The sequence below is a fragment of the Microbacterium sp. LWO12-1.2 genome (genome assembly GCF_040675875.1).
GTDB lineage: Bacteria > Actinomycetota > Actinomycetes > Actinomycetales > Microbacteriaceae > Microbacterium.
The window spans coordinates 3,698,108-3,712,730 of sequence record NZ_JBEGII010000001.1; the positions used below are offsets into that span (position 1 = coordinate 3,698,108).

A 14,623-nucleotide genomic window follows, 5' to 3' on the forward strand; every position below is an offset into this window, starting at 1 on the left:
AGCTGCATTTTTCCGAGATCTCGGCGGGCGAGATACGGATGCCCCGACGCCGAGATCCCGGATGCCTCGGGTGAGGCATCCGGGATCTGCGGGTACGGCGGCGTGCCGATCAGGCCGGGTCGCCACCGAGCGGGCCGACCGCGGAGAGCGGCTTGGGGTCGTCTGCGCCGGTCTTGCGTGCGCGGGCGATCAGGTTGCCCAGGTGGTAGATGAGCAGCGCCGCGACGGTGCCCAGCACGATGCCGCCGAACGCGAAGTCGCCGAGCTGCATCGAGAAGCCCGCGATGCCGATGACCAGCGAGACCGCGGCGGTGTACTGGTTGACGGGACGCGAGAAGTCCACCTTGCTGTCGACCCAGATCTTGATGCCGATGATGCCGATGAGCCCGTAGAGGGCGGTGGTCGCACCGCCGAGCACGCCGGCGGGGATCGAGTTGAAGACCTCGCCGACCTTCGGCGAGAACGCGAGCAGGATCGCGAAGAGCCCGGCCACCCAGTAGACGGCGGTGGAGTACACGCGGGTCGCCGCCATGACGCCGATGTTCTCGCCGTACGTGGTGGTGCCGGATCCGCCGAAGCCTCCGGCGATGGTGGTGGCCACGCCATCCGCGATGAGCGCGCGGCCGGTGTGCTTGTTGATCGCGGGGTCTTCGGTCATGGTGGCGACGCCGCGCACGTGGCCGACGTTCTCGGCGACGAGCACGAGCACGACGGGCAGGAACATCGCGATCGTCGACCAGGTGCCGGGGGCGATGAAGTCGGGCAGCTGGAAGTGCGGCAGGCCGATCCACGGCGCCTCGGCGATGAGCTCGGAGGGAGTCTTGCCGCCGCGCAGCGCGTTGGGCACCTCGAACGAACCGGTGAAGGCGGCGTAGATGAAGCCGACCGCGACGCCGAGGAAGATCGAGATCCGACCCAGGAAGCCGCGGAACAGCACGGCGAACAGGATGATCGCGACCAGTGTGATCGTGGCGGTGACCGGGTCGAGCTGGAAGTTGTTCCATGCGGTCGGGGCGAGGTTGAAGCCGATCAGGGCGACGATCGCGCCGGCGACCACCGGAGGCATCAGTGCGTCGACCCAGCGGAGCCCGGCGAACTGCACGACCAGGCCGACCACCGTGAGCAGGATGCCGACCGCGACCACGCCGGCGAGGGCGGATCCGGTGCCACCCGCGGCGACCGCGGCGGTGATGGGGGCGATGAACGCGAACGAGGAGCCGAGGTAGCTGGGCAGCTGGTTCTTGGTGATGAGCAGGAAGAGCAGCGTGCCGACACCGCTGAACAGCAGGGTGGTCGAGACGGGGAAACCGGTGAGCGTCGGCACCAGGAACGTGGCGCCGAACATCGCGATCACGTGCTGCAGGCCGATCGCGATCGTGGCGGGCCAGTTCAGGCGCTCATCGGGACGGACGACGGCGCCGGGTTCGACGGTACGGCCGTCTCCGTGCAGTTTCCACAGGGCCATGCGGGCTCCTCAGGTTCGGGGGATGTCGGGAGTGCTGGAGCAACCCTATCGATTCCTGAGTTTTCCCTGGGTGCCGCGGCGGAGGCCGTTGGCACCGCGCCTCGTTCCTCGCGACTTGCGTCTCGCGCCCTGCGCCCTGCGCCCTGCGTCTCGCGACCTGCAGGAGAATGTGCGGTCTGCAGGACGGATAGGCCCTCATCCCTCCTGCATCCGGCGGATCCTCCTGCACGTCGCGGAAGAGGTCCGGAGCACGTCGCGGAGGAGAGCCGGAGGAGAGCCGGAGATGCGGGCGGATGCCGCGGGTCAGGCCCCGAGGCGTGCGAGCAGTTCGCGGTAGCGGTCGGCCGTGCGGCCGACGATGTCGTCGGGGAGCAACGGCGGCTCGCCCTGCTTGTCCCAGTTCGCGGCGAGCCAGTCGCGCACGATCTGCTTGTCGAAGCTCGCCATCCGCTCGTTCGGGGTCGTGCCGGTCTTCCAGGCCTCGGCGTCCCAATAGCGGGAGGAGTCGCTCGTGAGCACCTCGTCGGCCAGGCGCAGCACGCCGTCGGCATCCGTCCCGAACTCGAACTTGGTGTCGGCGAGGATCAGGCCCTTCTCCTCGGCGATCGCGGCGGCGCGGGAGTAGATCGACAGCGATGCGGCGCGCAGTTCCTCCGCCCGCTCGGAGCCGACCAGCTCCACTGTCTGTTCGAACGTGATGTTCTCGTCGTGCTCGCCCATGGGCGCCTTGTAGGCAGGGGTGAAGAGCGGCTCGGGAAGGCGGTCGCCGTTCTGCAGACCGGCGGGCAGCGGGATGCCGCAGACGGTGCCGCTCTCGGTGTACTCGGCCCAGCCGGATCCCGTGATGTAGCCGCGCACGACGCACTCGATCGGCAGCATCTCGAGCGACTGCGCGAGCATGGCGCGGTCGGCGACAGAGGCCGGGAGCTCTCCATCCGCGAGGTGGTTGGGCACGTCATCCAGCTGCGCGAACCACCAACGGCTCAGGCCGGTGAGCAGTGCGCCTTTCTCCGGGATGCCGGGGGAGAGCACGAAGTCGAAGGCGCTGACCCGGTCGCTCGCCACGACGAGGATGCGGGTGTCGGACGGATCCTCCGAGGCGTACAGGTCGCGGACCTTGCCCGAGTAGATGTGCCGCCAGCCGGGGATGCTCTGTGCCGTGCCTTCTGAAGGAGTGCTCACCCGCCCATCATCCCAGAGCGGATGCCATGCCGCAGACGCGCGTCGCCGCTCTCGCATCGGATGCTTAGCCTGTTCTCATGACCGTCGACACCCTCACCGAACGACTTCGTCTCTCGCGTCCCGTCCCGGCCGACCTCGACGCCGTCTTCGCGATACAGCAGGATCCGCGGGTGTGGACTCATTTCCCGAGCCTCCGCCACACCGAGGTAGCGACGACGGCGTCGATGATGAAGCGATGGGACGACAGCTGGGCCGCTGCGGGCCTGGGCTCCTGGGTGGTGCGGTTGCGCGCGACCGGAGAGGTGATCGGCAACGGCGGGTGCACTCTGCTCGGAGGCGAGGTATGGAATGTGGGCTACCGGATCGCCGCCGATCATCACGGCCACGGCTACGCGACGGAGCTGGCGCGGGCAGGCGTCGAGGCCGCGCGGGGCCTGGAGCCCGACCGCCCGCTGGTCGCCTTCCTGGTCGAGCACAACCGCTCCTCGGCACGCATCGCGGAGAAGCTGGGCATGACGCTCGTGCACCGCGCGCCTGATGCGGGCAATCCCGACCCATCGGTGATGCGCCTGGTGTACGCCGATCGTCCTCTCCGGCCGGCGGAACTCGAGGCCGTGCTGCGCTAGCACCCTCTGCGGCCTGGATGTCGGCGTGCAGGTGTAGCGTTGCGCCGTGACTTCCGCAGAGCGTACGACCACCGGTTCTCTCCTTCAGCCCAGGAGCCCGTGGCCTGCGCTGTGGGCGCTCGTCATCGGCTTCTTCATGATCCTCGTCGACACCACGATCGTCTCGGTCGCGAACCCGGCGATCAAGGCAGCGCTCGACCCGAACACCAACAACCTCGACAACGTCGTGTGGGTCACCAGCGCCTATCTGCTGGCCTACGCCGTGCCGCTGCTGATCACCGGGCGCCTCGGTGACCGCTTCGGACCCAAGAACATCTACCTGATCGGTCTCGCGATCTTCACGCTCGCCTCGCTCTGGTGCGGGTTGTCCTCCTCGCTCGAGGGGCTCATCGTGGCGCGCGCAGTGCAGGGACTCGGCGCGGCGTTCATGACGCCGCAGACCATGGCCGTGATCACCCGCACGTTCCCGCCGAACCGACGCGGTGCGGCCATGGGCCTGTGGGGTGCGACCGCCGGTGTCGCGACGCTGGTCGGACCGCTGCTCGGCGGCGTGCTGGTCGACGGCCTCGGGTGGGAGTGGATCTTCTTCGTCAACCTCCCTGTCGGCGTGATCGCCTTCATCGCCGCGTGGATCCTGGTGCCGAAGCTCGAGACGCATCCGCACCGCTTCGACATCCTCGGCGTCGTGCTCAGCGCCGCCGCGATCTTCCTGGTGGTGTTCGGCCTGCAGGAGGGTGAGAAGTACGACTGGGGCGTGATCTGGGGGCCCATCTCGGTGTGGAGCCTGATCATCGCCGGCATCGTCGTGCTCGCGCTGTTCATCCTGCAGCAGTGGAAGACCAAGAGCGAAGCCCTCGTTCCGCTCGAGCTCTTCCGTGATCGCAACTTCTCGGGCGCCAACATCGCGATCGCGACGGTCGGCTTCGCGGTCACGAGCATGTCGCTGCCCCTGATGTTCTTCCTGCAGATCGCCCGCGGGCTCGCCCCCACCGAGGCGGCACTGCTCATGATCCCGATGGCAGTGTTCTCGGGCGTGCTCGCCCCGCTCGCCGGCAAGATCCTCGACCGCACCGACCCGCGTCTGATCCTCATCCCCGGGCTGATCTTCTTCGCCGCGGCACTGGTCTGGTACTCGGCGCTGGTGAACATGGACACCGAGATCTGGATGTTCCTGTTCCCGTCCGCACTCCTCGGTATCGGCAGTGCCGGCATGTGGGGACCGCTCGCGACCACCGCGACCCGGATGCTCCCGATGCGTCAGGCGGGCGCCGGTGCCGGCATCTACAACACCACGCGCACGATCGGCTCGGTGGTCGGTTCCGCCTCGATCGCGACGTTCATGCAGGCGCGCCTCGAGGCGAACCTTCCGGGGATGGGCGACTCCGCCGGATCCATCAGCTCGGGCGGGACTCTCCCTGCGCCCGTCGCTGAGGGATTCACCGCGGCGATGTCGCAGGCCATCCTGCTGCCGGCCGCCGTGATCGTGATCGGACTGATCGCGTCGCTGTTCCTGCGCGGCGCACCGCAGAAGCGCCCCACCGCCGCCGATGTTCCGGCACCGGCATCCGCGCCCGCTCCCACCGAGTGAGCACCACGGCTCCGCCCCTTGCACCTCCGAGTGCCGGGGGCGGAGCCGTGTCCGGCCGCGGTTTTGCAACCTGTACGGAGGTCTGATTTCATGGGCCGATGTCCGTTCAGCTCATCCGCCCCACGACCGACCTCTTCGAGACGTGGGCGGAGGCGGTCTCCGAGTTCGGCGACGGTCACATCGACGGATCCGGGCTCACGGCACCGGTCACCCCCGACCGGGCGACGCTCGATGCACTGATCGAGAAGGCCGCGCAGATCGCCGACACCTCGGCTGCTCTGCCGGACGGCTTCGTGCACAACGACCTCTACTGGATCGTCGATGAGGGCGACGTCATCGGCTTCCTCTCCTTCCGGCACGAGTTGAACGAGTGGCTGCGCGAGGTGGGCGGGCACATCGGCTACGCGGTGCGGGAGTCCCGCCGTCGTCGCGGCTACGCGTCGGCAGCGCTCGCGCTCGGCCTCGACCGGGCGCGCGAGATCGGCCTCGACCGAGTGCTGGTCACCTGCGACGACGACAACATCGCCTCGGCACGCACGATCGAACGGGCCGGTGGGGTGCTGCAGGACGTCAGCGACCAGTCCGCGCGCGGCCACGCGCTGCTGCGCCGCTACTGGATCCAGCTCTAGCCCCGGCATCCCGGCGGGAGCATTCCCAGGCGTTTACTAAGGTTGATCCTCGGCGACCGTCCGGTCGTCCTCGCCGATCCGAGGAGCATCCGTCGTGATCCGAAATCCATCCCCCGCGCTCGCGCGGCTGCGCCTGATCGGTCGCACCGCCGTCGCCACCGCATTGACCGCCTTCGTCGCGGCCGGTGCCCTGCTCGGAGGAGCATCCGCCGCGTCTGCCGCAGACGCCCCTGACACCTACGTGATCGGCACCGACACGACGTTCGCGCCGTTCGAGTTCACCGACAAGGACGGCGACCTCGTCGGCATCGACATGGACCTGCTCCGCGCGATCGCCGCGGACCAGGGCTTCGAGGTCGAGATCCGCCAGCTCGGCTTCGACGCCGCAGTGCAGGCGCTGCAGGCGAACCAGGTCGACGCCGTCATGGCCGGTATGTCGATCACGGACGAGCGCAAGCAGGCCTTCGACTTCAGTGAGCCGTACTTCACCAGCGGCATCCAGCTCGGCGTCCTCGATTCCAGCGACGTGCAGTCGCTGGACGACCTCGACGGCAAGGCCGTCGCCGTCAAGACCGGGACCCAGGGTCAGACCTTCGCCGAGGAGAACCAGGAGAAGTACGGCTTCCGGGTCACCCCGTACCAGGACACCACCGACATGGTCGATGCGGTCAAGGCGGGTCAGGCCGTCGGCTACTTCGAGGACTTCCCGGTGCTCGCCTACGGCATCCAGCAGGGGTCGGGCTTCCGCCTGATCGGCGAGCCGGAGCTGGGCGGTGAGTACGGCTTCGCGGTCAACAAGGGGCTGAACCCCGAACTGCTCGAGATGTTCAACGCGGGCCTCGCGAACCTGCAGGCGTCCGGCGAGTACGACACGATCGTCGACCGGTACCTGAGCGGCGGCGAGGTGAGCACGCAGCCGACCGACATCATCTCGGTCGCGGTGCAGTACTGGCCCGCGCTCATGGAGGGTCTGTGGCTCACGATCCTCGCGACGATCGTCGCCATCGTGGCCGCGTTCATCCTCGGCATCGTGTTCGGGTTCGGTCGCATCTCGAAGTTCGCCCCGTTCCGGTGGATCGCCACGGCGTACGTCTACGTGTTCCGCGGTACTCCGATCCTGGTGCAGGCATTCTTCGTGTTCTTCGCCATCCCGCAGCTGTTCCCCGGCCTGACGTTCAACCCGTTCGTCGCCGGTGCGATCACGCTCTCGCTCAACACCGGCGCCTACATGACGGAGATCATCCGCGGTGGCATCCAGGCGGTCGATCCCGGGCAGAACGAGGCGTCTCGTTCGCTCGGCCTCGGGCACTGGAAGACGATGCAGAAGGTCGTGCTCCCGCAGGCGTTCCGCATCATGATCCCCTCGTTCGTGAACCAGGGCATCATCACCCTCAAGGACACGTCGCTGATCAGCGTGATCGGCCTCGCCGAGCTGACGTTCGTGTCGCGCCAGATCATCGCCTCCACCTACCTGTCTGCACAGGTGCTGACCATCGTCGCCGTGATCTACTTCGTCGTGATCACGCTGCTGACGCTGCTCGCGAACCGCCTGGAGAGGAAGTTCAACGCATGAGCAAGATCGAAGTCCGGGACCTGCACAAGTCCTTCGGAGACAACAAGGTGCTCAAGGGCATCGACCTCACGGTGGAGGACGGCGAGGTCATCGCGGTCATCGGCCCGTCCGGTTCGGGCAAGTCGACGCTGCTGCGCTGCCTCAACAAGCTCGAGGAGCCGACGTCCGGTCACGTCGTCATCGACGGGGTCGACCTGACCGACAAGAGTGTGAAGCTCGATGAGGTGCGCCAGCGCATCGGCATGGTGTTCCAGCACTTCAACCTGTTCCCGCACATGACCGTGCTGGAGAACATCACGCTCGCGCCCATCGAGCTGGGCAAGCTCTCGAAGGCGGATGCTCGCGCACGGGCGACGTCGCTGCTCGAGCGCGTCGGCCTCGCGGAGAAGGCGGATGCCAAGCCGGCATCGCTCTCGGGTGGTCAAAAGCAGCGTGTGGCGATCGCCCGGGCGCTCGCCATGGACCCTGAGATCATGCTCTTCGACGAGGCCACCAGCGCGCTCGACCCCGAGATGGTCGGCGAGGTGCTGCAGGTCATCCGCGACCTGGCATCCGGCGGCATGACGATGGTGCTGGTCACGCACGAGATGGGCTTCGCCCGCGAGGTCTCCGGCCGCACCGTCTTCATGGACGGCGGCGTCGTGGTCGAGGAAGCCCCTCCCGCCGAGCTGTTCGGTGCCCCGAAGAACGAGCGCCTGAAGGACTTCCTCTCCAAGGTGCTCTGAGCGCGCGCTCCTTCGCCCCCAGCCTGTCGAGACCCATCGCCCTCGTCGAAACCCACCGGTTTCGACGAGGGGGCGGTGGGTCTCGGCCGTTGTGATGGGTCTCGGCGCGCGGCGCGCGCGGCGCGGGCTACTCCGTGACGCGGGCGGCGATGTCGGTGCGGTAGTGCGAGCCGTCGAGTCCGATCAGCGCGATCGCCTCATAGGCGCGCGCACGCGCCGTTCGGAAGTCGGATGCCACGGCGACCACGTTCAGCACGCGTCCACCGGTCGCGATGAGCGAACCGCCGGGAGCGTCGGGGGAGGCGGTGGCCGCATGCACGATGCGCACACCCTCGACGGCCGCAGCCGCTGCCAGGCCCTCGATCGGGCGGCCGGTCTGCGGCGCCTCGGGGTAGCCCTCGCTCGCCAGCACCACCGTGATCGCGACGTCATCGCTGAACTCCGGTTCCGGCTGGTCCTCGAGCGTGCCGGATGCCGCGGCGAACAGCAGCTCCGACAGCGGGGTGACCAGACGCGGCAGCACGATCTGCGTCTCGGGGTCGCCGAAGCGCGCGTTGAACTCGATCACCCGCACGCCAGCGGGAGTCAGGATGAGCCCGGCGTACAGCAGCCCGATGAACGGGGTGCCCTCGGCGTCGAGCTGGCGGATGACGGGAAGCGCGACATCGCGGGTGACCTCGGCCACGAACTCCTGCTCGCTGCCGAACTGCTCGGCGAGCCAGGGCAGGGGCGAGTATGCGCCCATGCCGCCCGTGTTGGGGCCGGCGTCGCCGTCGAGTGCGCGCTTGAAGTCCTGTGCGGGACTCAGCGCGCGCACGGTGTCGCCGTCGCTGAGGAAGAACAGCGAGACCTCGGGACCCGAGAGGAACTCCTCGATCAGCACCGGGTCCGCGGACAAGTAGTGCTCGGCGTGGGCGAGCGCCTCGCCGCGGTCGGAGGTGACGATGACGCCCTTGCCCGCGGCCAGGCCATCGGCCTTCACGACATAGGGGGCGCCGAGGTCGTCGAACGCCGCTTCGACGTCGGCGACGGTCGCGGCGCGGACCGCGCGTCCTGTCGGAACTCCGGCCTCGTCCATGATCCGCTTCGCGAACGACTTCGAGCCTTCGAGCTCAGCGGCCGCCTTGCCAGGGCCGAAGACCGGGATGCCGTGGGCGCGCAGCGCATCCGCGACGCCGGCGACCAGCGGAGCCTCGGGTCCGACGACGACGAGGTCGATCGCGTGCTCGTTCGCGAACGCGGTCACCGCCCCGCCGTCCAGGGGGTCGAGCGTGACGGGCGTCGCATCCTGCGCGATGCCGGCGTTGCCGGGAGCGACGAAAATCTCGTGCTCCGTCTGCTCAGCCCGCAGGGCGAGGATGATCGCGTGCTCACGGGCACCGGAACCGAGGACGAGAATCTTCACAGGTCCAGACTACCGACGCTCGCGCCCGGGGTTTCCGTTCATAACTCCTCAAGAAAACGTGCCTGCGGGCCGTCTGGGCCGGATCCGGACGCAGGGCCTGCCGAATCTGAGGAGTTGTGAACGGGTGACCGCGTTCACAACTCAGGAAGATCGGGTCGGGCGGGGGCCTGGAGGCGCCGAACCGGGCCGATACCCACCGGTTCTCCTGAGTTGTGGACGCTGCTGCGCGCAGACCGGGTGGAGCTCAGACCGCTGCTGCACGCAGACCGGGTGCCGACCTGAGGCCAGCAGTGCGCTCAGACCGGCCGCTCGTCTTCGACGTCCCAGGGCACCGTCCATCCGGCGGCGTCGAACAACCCGCTGAGCACCATGGCGGTGAAGCCCCAGACGATCGTGCCGTCGACGTCGAACGCGGGGGCGCGGAACGTCAGGTCTCCGTACCGGCGCACCGAGGTGTAGCGGGTGGCGGGGTCGAGCAGCTGCGCGACCGGAACGCGGAACACCTCGACGGTCTCGGCGTGGTCGACCGCAGCGACGCGCGAGGGGGTCTGCCACCAGCCGAGCACGGGGGTGACCCGGTGGTTGCTCGCGGCGAGGGGGATCTCGGGCAGCGTGGCCAGGACTTCGACGCCGGAGGGATCGAGTCCGGTCTCCTCCTGGGCCTCACGGAGGGCCGTGGCCACGGCGTCCGCATCGTCCGGCTCTGCGCGGCCTCCGGGGAACGACACCTGGCCTGGGTGCGACGAAAGCGTCTCTGCGCGCCGCTGCAGCAGCACATCGAGGTCGCGGGCGACGGCGGCGTCTGCGGTCGGGGCCGGGATGCGGTCCAGCACGCCGAACAGGATCAGAACCGAGGCGTCGTGCGCCGCGTCGGGGTCGGTGAGCTGAGGGAACGGTCCGCCCCAGGTGTGTGCGGCGACGCCCGCGAGCAGTTCGGCGCGTGCGCCTTCCGGATACTGCGTGCTCATGGCACGAGCCTAGACGCCGCCCGCGCGCCCGGACTCTGCCGCGGCTTGAGGGATAGGCTCGGCGGATGAGGCGATGGCAGGCTGCGGCGCTCGGTGCGCTGCTGGTGATGGGACTGAGCGGGTGCGCGGCGCCCACGGTCGACCCGGACGCGGTGCAGGAATGGCTGCAGCAGCAGGAGTCGGTCGAAGTTGCGGGAGCCCTCGGGTCGATGAGCGCGCAGGCATCGGAGGCCACCGACGTCATGGGCGAGAACGGGGTCACCCTCACGTTCGACGAGCCGGCACGCATCACGCAGATCGTGTTCTCCTGCTTCGGCCCCGAGAAGATGGACGTCGACGTCACGACCGGCGCAGCGGACACCGATCCGGAGCTGGCGCACGGCATCCGCACCGAGGACCTCGTCTGCGCCGACAGCCCGCACACGATCGAGCGGGTTCAGGATGATGTGACGAAGGTCATGGTCGACGGCCTCAGCGCCGACGGTCAGGGTGCGTGGTCGGCCTTCGTGGTCGGGGAGGAGTGAGACATGGCGAAGAAGATCGACATCATCGACGGCCGCACTGCTCTCGACGCGGTGCGCGTGGCGCAGGCCGCGGAGGAGAAGCCGGCACGCACCGACCTGGCGACCGCCGTGCGCTATCTCCTGCAGCTCCTCGATGAGAAGGCTCCGGGTAACAGTGTCGAGGTGCGGGTTCCGCCGTTCGGCGCGGTGCAGGTCATCCAGGGCCCGCGGCACACGCGCGGCACCCCGCCGAACGTCGTCGAGATGGATGCCGCCACCTGGATCTCGGTCGCGACCGGGAGCGAGGTCTGGGCCGACGTCGCGACAGCCGGGCGCATCCACGCGTCGGGGACGCGTGCGGACCTCTCCGACGTCCTCCCGCTGCGGCCGTAGCGCCTCGCCAGCGGTTCTAGAGTTGATGGATGGGCTATCTCGTCGACGACTCCCGTGACCGCATCGACACGGATGCCGTCTGGCGTGCACTGCGCGACGCGTACTGGGGGAAGTGGCGCAGCCGGGAGGATGTCGAGACGCAGATCCGCGAGGCGTGGCGTGTCATCGGTGTGTACGACGAGCAGACCGGCGCACAGGTCGGCTTCGCCCGCGCGGTGTCGGACGGCCTCGGATTCGCCTATCTCGCCGATGTCATCGTCGTCGAGGAGCACCGCGGAAACGGTCTGGGCAAGCGGATCGTGCAGGCGATGATCGACGACGGCCCCGGCGCGCACTTCCGGTGGACGCTGTTCACGAGTGATGCGCACGGGCTGTACGAGCAGTTCGGGTTCGAGGCTCCTGATCGCACCGCGCTGGTGCGATCAGCAGCCGCACTGCCGGTGCACCCGACGCAGGGCCCCGCGAACAGCTAGCGCTGCTCAGCGCCGCGCGACCACCAACGGCACCCCGGTCGCGGGGTGCGGGAAGACATCGACGGGCTGGCCGTACACGGCCTCGATCCGCTCCGCCGTGAGCACCTCCGCCGCCGTCCCCGAAGCCGCGACCCCGCCGTCTGCGAGCAGGGTGACGCGGTCGGCGTGGGCGAGAGCAGCGTTGAGGTCGTGCAGCACGATCGCCACTGCGATCCCGGCATCCGCTTGCGCTCTGATCAGCCGCATCACGTCTTCATGATGCTTGAGGTCGAGCGCGGCGGTCGGTTCGTCGAGCAGCAGGATGCCGGTGTTCTGGGCGAGCACGCGGGCCAGGGCGACGCGGGCACGCTCGCCGCCGGACAGCGACGTCACCGGGCGGGCTGCGAGTGGCTCGACCTCGGTCGCCTCCATGGCCGCGGCCACGAGCTCATCGTCCTGTTCGGCGGACTCTGTGCGCGCCCAGGGCGCACGGCCCATCCGTACGACCTGCTCGGCCGTGAACGGGAACGACACCGCGTTCTCCTGCAGCAGCACGGCCCGCGCGCGGGCGAGGGTCTGCGGGCGGATGCCGGCGATCGGTGCCCCATCGAGGGTCACCGCTCCGGTCTGCGCGGTGACATCGCCGGCCAGCACGCCGAAGAGCGTGGACTTGCCGGCGCCGTTCGGGCCGACGAGGGCGTGGATCTCCCCTGCGCGGATGTCGATCGAGGCGTCGTCGAGGATAGCCCTCCCGCCGCCGACGCGCACGGTGAGCCCGCTGCCGCGCAGCCGCACGCTCATGCCCATCCTCCCGAGCGTCGACGCGTGCGCACGAGCAGCCAGAGGAAGAAGGGGCCGCCAACCAGCGAGGTGATCATGCCGATCGGCATGTCGGCGAGCGGCACGGCGGTGCGGGCGACCAGGTCGGCGACCGCGATCAGCAGTGCTCCGCCGACTGCCGACGCGATCATGAGCGGCAGATGTGCGGGACCGATGATCATGCGCATCAGGTGCGGCACGACGAGCCCCGCGAAACCGATGATCCCGGCGAACGCGACCGCCGCGCACACGAGGATCGCGACCGTCACGATCACGACCATGCGCAGCAGCTCCACGTTCACGCCCAGGTGTCTGGCGGTGCGCTCGCCGAGGGCGAAGAGGTCGAGCTGCGGCGAGACGATCAGTGCGATCACGATGCCGATCGCCACGAGCGGGGCGACGAGTGCGACGTTCGACCAGAGGGCGCCGTTGAGCGAGCCGAGCTGCCAGAACACGATCTGCTCGCGAGTGGACGTCGTGCCCAGGAACGTGAGGAACGCCATGCCGGCGCCTGCGATCGCGTTGATGGCGATGCCGGTGAGCAGCAGGGTGACGACCTCGGTGCGTCCGCCCGATCGGCTGATGAAGTAGACCGCGAGCACCGCGATGAGGCCGCCCAGGAACGCGAAGAGCGGCGTCGTCCACATGCCGAGCGAGGCGATTCCGAACGTGATGCTGGCCGCGGCGCCGAGCGCTGCGCCGGAGGAGACGCCGACGACACCGGCATCCGCGAGCGGGTTGCCGAAGATCGCCTGCATGAGCACACCGGACACGGCGAGTGCGGCGCCGACGAGCAGCCCCAGCACGAGCCGGGGGAGTCGCAGGTTGTAGATCACGCCGTAGTCGGTCGCCGAGGCCGGAGCCCAGGCCGTGTCGATGCCGATGCCCCGCAGTAGCACCCCGATCAGGTCGGTGGGCGACAGCGAGTACTGGCCGCTCGTGATCGACACGATGCAGGTGATCACGAGCGCGACGATCAGTCCGATCGTGACCAGGGTGAACCGCAGCGTGCGGTGTGTGCTCGGCGTGGAGGTGACGACCTCTCCGCTCATTTCGCGGACTCGGGAGTCGAGGGTTCGGGGGCGTACAGCGCGCGGGCGATCGCGCCGATCACGTCGGCCGACCGGGGCCCGAAGCTCAGGATCTCGCTGTCGGCCATGTCGATCACGCGACGGTTGATGCCGGCTGGCGTCTCTGCGACGGCGGGTACGCGTTCGATCAGGCCGTCGATGCCGCCGACCGACTCGAGCCCGTCGGTCATCATCACCAGCACGTCGGGGCGCGCGGCGACGAGCGCCTCGGCGGTCATGGGCTTCATGCCTTCCCAGCCGATCTCGGCGGCGACATCCACTCCGCCCACGGCGTCGATGAGGGAGTCGGCACCGGAATCCTCTCCGAAGATGTAATACACGTTCGCGCTGCCGCGCACGTAGAGGAACAGCATCCGCGCGCGGTCCTCCTCAGCGGCGGGGACTACTTCGGCGATCGCGGCGAGGGTCTCGTCGACTGCGGCGTCGAGCCGTGCGATGAGCGCCTCTCCGCGGCTGGGCACGCCGAGCGCCGTGGCGATCTCGGTCACGAGCTCGTCGGTGGTGTCGAGGCGTCGGTCGCTGGAGATCACGACGACGGTGATGCCGGCGTCGCGCAGCTGCTGACGGATCTCTTTCGGGCCGATCGTGGTGTCGGTCAGGATGACGGTCGGCGCGAGCTCCAGGATGGCCTCGGCGTTGAGCGTGTGCCCGGTCTTCGTGACGACGGGCAGGTCCTCGGTGCCGGCGAAGACGGTGGACGAGTCGCGACCGACGACCTGGTCGCCCAGCCCGAGGGCGAACACGGTCGAGGCGATGGTGCCGGAGATGTCGATCGGGAGGATGCGGTCGACGTCGGTGATCTCGATCTCGCGGCCTTCGCTGTCGGTCACGGTCACCGGCAGTGCGGGAGTGGTGTCGTCGTCGACCGGCGTGATGGCATGACTCGAGAGGCACGCGGTCGAGGGGCCGGTGAACCCCCGGACGTCGTCGACCAGGTCGAGTGAGGCAAGCGGGACGGATGCCTGCGGGCAGGTGTCTTCCACGGCGGCGGGTGGTGCGGCGGTCGCGCCCGGCTCCGCGCACGCGGCGAGACCGACGGCCAGAGCGGCGGCGAAGAAGACGGCTAGTACGCGGCGCATTAGGCAAGGCTATCCTAAAACTTGACGCGCTCTCCTGCGCACCTCTACGCTCAGGATCGGCGGCTTACTTAGCCAAGCCTAACCAACACCCTACCTTCGCCCGACTGCATTGCGGCACCGCCGGC

General features: G+C 69.0%; 15 protein-coding genes. 8 read left to right on the plus strand and 7 right to left on the minus strand.

Annotated features, from left to right (window positions below; genetic code table 11):
* Positions 1-109: 109 nt before the first annotated feature.
* Both MRBLWO12_RS17715 and MRBLWO12_RS17720 read right to left on the minus strand, forming a co-directional pair.
* Positions 110-1,465 carry a uracil-xanthine permease family protein gene (locus tag MRBLWO12_RS17715; RefSeq protein WP_363557864.1) on the minus strand — a complete coding sequence of 452 codons (1,356 nt, stop codon included), beginning with the start codon at positions 1,463-1,465 and terminating at the stop codon, positions 110-112.
* A gap of 303 nt (positions 1,466-1,768) precedes the next feature.
* Positions 1,769-2,647 (minus strand): phosphoribosylaminoimidazolesuccinocarboxamide synthase, encoded by an 879-nt coding sequence (locus tag MRBLWO12_RS17720; protein WP_363557866.1) that lies wholly within the window; start codon positions 2,645-2,647, stop codon positions 1,769-1,771.
* Between the two features lie 77 nt (positions 2,648-2,724).
* On the opposite strand from MRBLWO12_RS17720, the gene MRBLWO12_RS17725 reads away from it, so the two are divergent.
* The 5 genes from MRBLWO12_RS17725 (at position 2,725) to MRBLWO12_RS17745 (ending at position 7,788) form a co-directional block, all read left to right on the plus strand.
* The gene (locus MRBLWO12_RS17725) at positions 2,725-3,273 is read left to right on the plus strand and encodes a GNAT family N-acetyltransferase (protein ID WP_363557868.1); all 549 of its coding nucleotides are present in this window, start codon (positions 2,725-2,727) and stop codon (positions 3,271-3,273) included.
* 46 nt (positions 3,274-3,319) lie between these two features.
* Positions 3,320-4,861, plus strand: a complete 1,542-nt coding sequence (locus tag MRBLWO12_RS17730; RefSeq protein WP_363557870.1) for a DHA2 family efflux MFS transporter permease subunit — start codon at positions 3,320-3,322, stop codon at positions 4,859-4,861.
* Positions 4,862-4,959: 98 nt separating this feature from the next.
* On the plus strand, positions 4,960-5,490 hold the full coding sequence (locus MRBLWO12_RS17735; RefSeq protein ID WP_363557872.1) for a GNAT family N-acetyltransferase: 531 nt from the start codon (positions 4,960-4,962) through the stop codon (positions 5,488-5,490).
* Positions 5,491-5,584: 94 nt separating this feature from the next.
* On the plus strand, positions 5,585-7,063 hold the full coding sequence (locus MRBLWO12_RS17740) for an amino acid ABC transporter substrate-binding protein/permease (protein WP_363557874.1): 1,479 nt from the start codon (positions 5,585-5,587) through the stop codon (positions 7,061-7,063).
* On the plus strand, positions 7,060-7,788 hold the full coding sequence (locus MRBLWO12_RS17745) for an amino acid ABC transporter ATP-binding protein (RefSeq protein ID WP_363557876.1): 729 nt from the start codon (positions 7,060-7,062) through the stop codon (positions 7,786-7,788). The genes MRBLWO12_RS17740 and MRBLWO12_RS17745 overlap by 4 nt, the downstream gene beginning before the upstream one ends.
* Before the next feature lie 127 nt (positions 7,789-7,915).
* On the opposite strand, the gene purD is transcribed toward MRBLWO12_RS17745, so the two are convergent.
* The gene (gene purD / locus MRBLWO12_RS17750) at positions 7,916-9,193 is read right to left on the minus strand and encodes a phosphoribosylamine--glycine ligase (protein WP_363557878.1); all 1,278 of its coding nucleotides are present in this window, start codon (positions 9,191-9,193) and stop codon (positions 7,916-7,918) included.
* 296 nt (positions 9,194-9,489) lie between these two features.
* Entirely contained in the window at positions 9,490-10,161 is a 672-nt protein-coding gene (locus MRBLWO12_RS17755) for an NUDIX hydrolase (protein WP_363557880.1), read from the minus strand.
* 65 nt (positions 10,162-10,226) lie between these two features.
* On the opposite strand from MRBLWO12_RS17755, the gene MRBLWO12_RS17760 reads away from it, so the two are divergent.
* The 3 genes from MRBLWO12_RS17760 to MRBLWO12_RS17770 are packed head-to-tail and all read left to right on the plus strand — an operon-like array spanning position 10,227 to position 11,530.
* Positions 10,227-10,685: a hypothetical protein gene (locus MRBLWO12_RS17760; RefSeq protein WP_363557882.1), complete on the plus strand. Its 459-nt coding sequence runs from the start codon at positions 10,227-10,229 to the stop codon at positions 10,683-10,685.
* A gap of 3 nt (positions 10,686-10,688) precedes the next feature.
* Positions 10,689-11,057 carry a sterol carrier family protein gene (locus tag MRBLWO12_RS17765; protein ID WP_363557884.1) on the plus strand — a complete coding sequence of 123 codons (369 nt, stop codon included), beginning with the start codon at positions 10,689-10,691 and terminating at the stop codon, positions 11,055-11,057.
* A gap of 29 nt (positions 11,058-11,086) precedes the next feature.
* The gene (locus tag MRBLWO12_RS17770; protein ID WP_363557886.1) at positions 11,087-11,530 is read left to right on the plus strand and encodes a GNAT family N-acetyltransferase; all 444 of its coding nucleotides are present in this window, start codon (positions 11,087-11,089) and stop codon (positions 11,528-11,530) included.
* Between the two features lie 6 nt (positions 11,531-11,536).
* Here the strand turns inward: MRBLWO12_RS17770 and MRBLWO12_RS17775 are convergent, their stop codons facing one another.
* The 3 genes from MRBLWO12_RS17775 to MRBLWO12_RS17785 are packed head-to-tail and all read right to left on the minus strand — an operon-like array spanning position 11,537 to position 14,498.
* Entirely contained in the window at positions 11,537-12,310 is a 774-nt protein-coding gene (locus tag MRBLWO12_RS17775) for a heme ABC transporter ATP-binding protein (protein ID WP_363557888.1), read from the minus strand.
* Positions 12,307-13,380: a FecCD family ABC transporter permease gene (locus tag MRBLWO12_RS17780; protein ID WP_363557890.1), complete on the minus strand. Its 1,074-nt coding sequence runs from the start codon at positions 13,378-13,380 to the stop codon at positions 12,307-12,309. The genes MRBLWO12_RS17775 and MRBLWO12_RS17780 overlap by 4 nt, the downstream gene beginning before the upstream one ends.
* Complete coding sequence (locus tag MRBLWO12_RS17785) at positions 13,377-14,498, minus strand: heme/hemin ABC transporter substrate-binding protein (RefSeq protein ID WP_363557892.1); 1,122 nt, start codon at positions 14,496-14,498, stop codon at positions 13,377-13,379. The genes MRBLWO12_RS17780 and MRBLWO12_RS17785 overlap by 4 nt, the downstream gene beginning before the upstream one ends.
* Between the last annotated feature and the right edge of the window lie 125 nt (positions 14,499-14,623).

What these genes read in the sequence shown, in the direction of transcription:
- MRBLWO12_RS17715 (WP_363557864.1), bottom strand. Translation starts at nt 1,465, where the DNA reads ATGGCCCTGTGGAAACTGCACGGAGACGGCCGTACCGTCGAACCCGGC.
- MRBLWO12_RS17725 (WP_363557868.1), top strand. Translation starts at nt 2,725, where the DNA reads ATGACCGTCGACACCCTCACCGAACGACTTCGTCTCTCGCGTCCCGTC.
- MRBLWO12_RS17735 (WP_363557872.1), top strand. Translation starts at nt 4,960, where the DNA reads ATGTCCGTTCAGCTCATCCGCCCCACGACCGACCTCTTCGAGACGTGG.
- MRBLWO12_RS17745 (WP_363557876.1), top strand. Translation starts at nt 7,060, where the DNA reads ATGAGCAAGATCGAAGTCCGGGACCTGCACAAGTCCTTCGGAGACAAC.
- MRBLWO12_RS17755 (WP_363557880.1), bottom strand. Translation starts at nt 10,161, where the DNA reads ATGAGCACGCAGTATCCGGAAGGCGCACGCGCCGAACTGCTCGCGGGC.
- MRBLWO12_RS17760 (WP_363557882.1), top strand. Translation starts at nt 10,227, where the DNA reads ATGAGGCGATGGCAGGCTGCGGCGCTCGGTGCGCTGCTGGTGATGGGA.
- MRBLWO12_RS17765 (WP_363557884.1), top strand. Translation starts at nt 10,689, where the DNA reads ATGGCGAAGAAGATCGACATCATCGACGGCCGCACTGCTCTCGACGCG.
- MRBLWO12_RS17770 (WP_363557886.1), top strand. Translation starts at nt 11,087, where the DNA reads ATGGGCTATCTCGTCGACGACTCCCGTGACCGCATCGACACGGATGCC.
- MRBLWO12_RS17775 (WP_363557888.1), bottom strand. Translation starts at nt 12,310, where the DNA reads ATGAGCGTGCGGCTGCGCGGCAGCGGGCTCACCGTGCGCGTCGGCGGC.
- MRBLWO12_RS17780 (WP_363557890.1), bottom strand. Translation starts at nt 13,380, where the DNA reads ATGAGCGGAGAGGTCGTCACCTCCACGCCGAGCACACACCGCACGCTG.
- MRBLWO12_RS17785 (WP_363557892.1), bottom strand. Translation starts at nt 14,498, where the DNA reads ATGCGCCGCGTACTAGCCGTCTTCTTCGCCGCCGCTCTGGCCGTCGGT.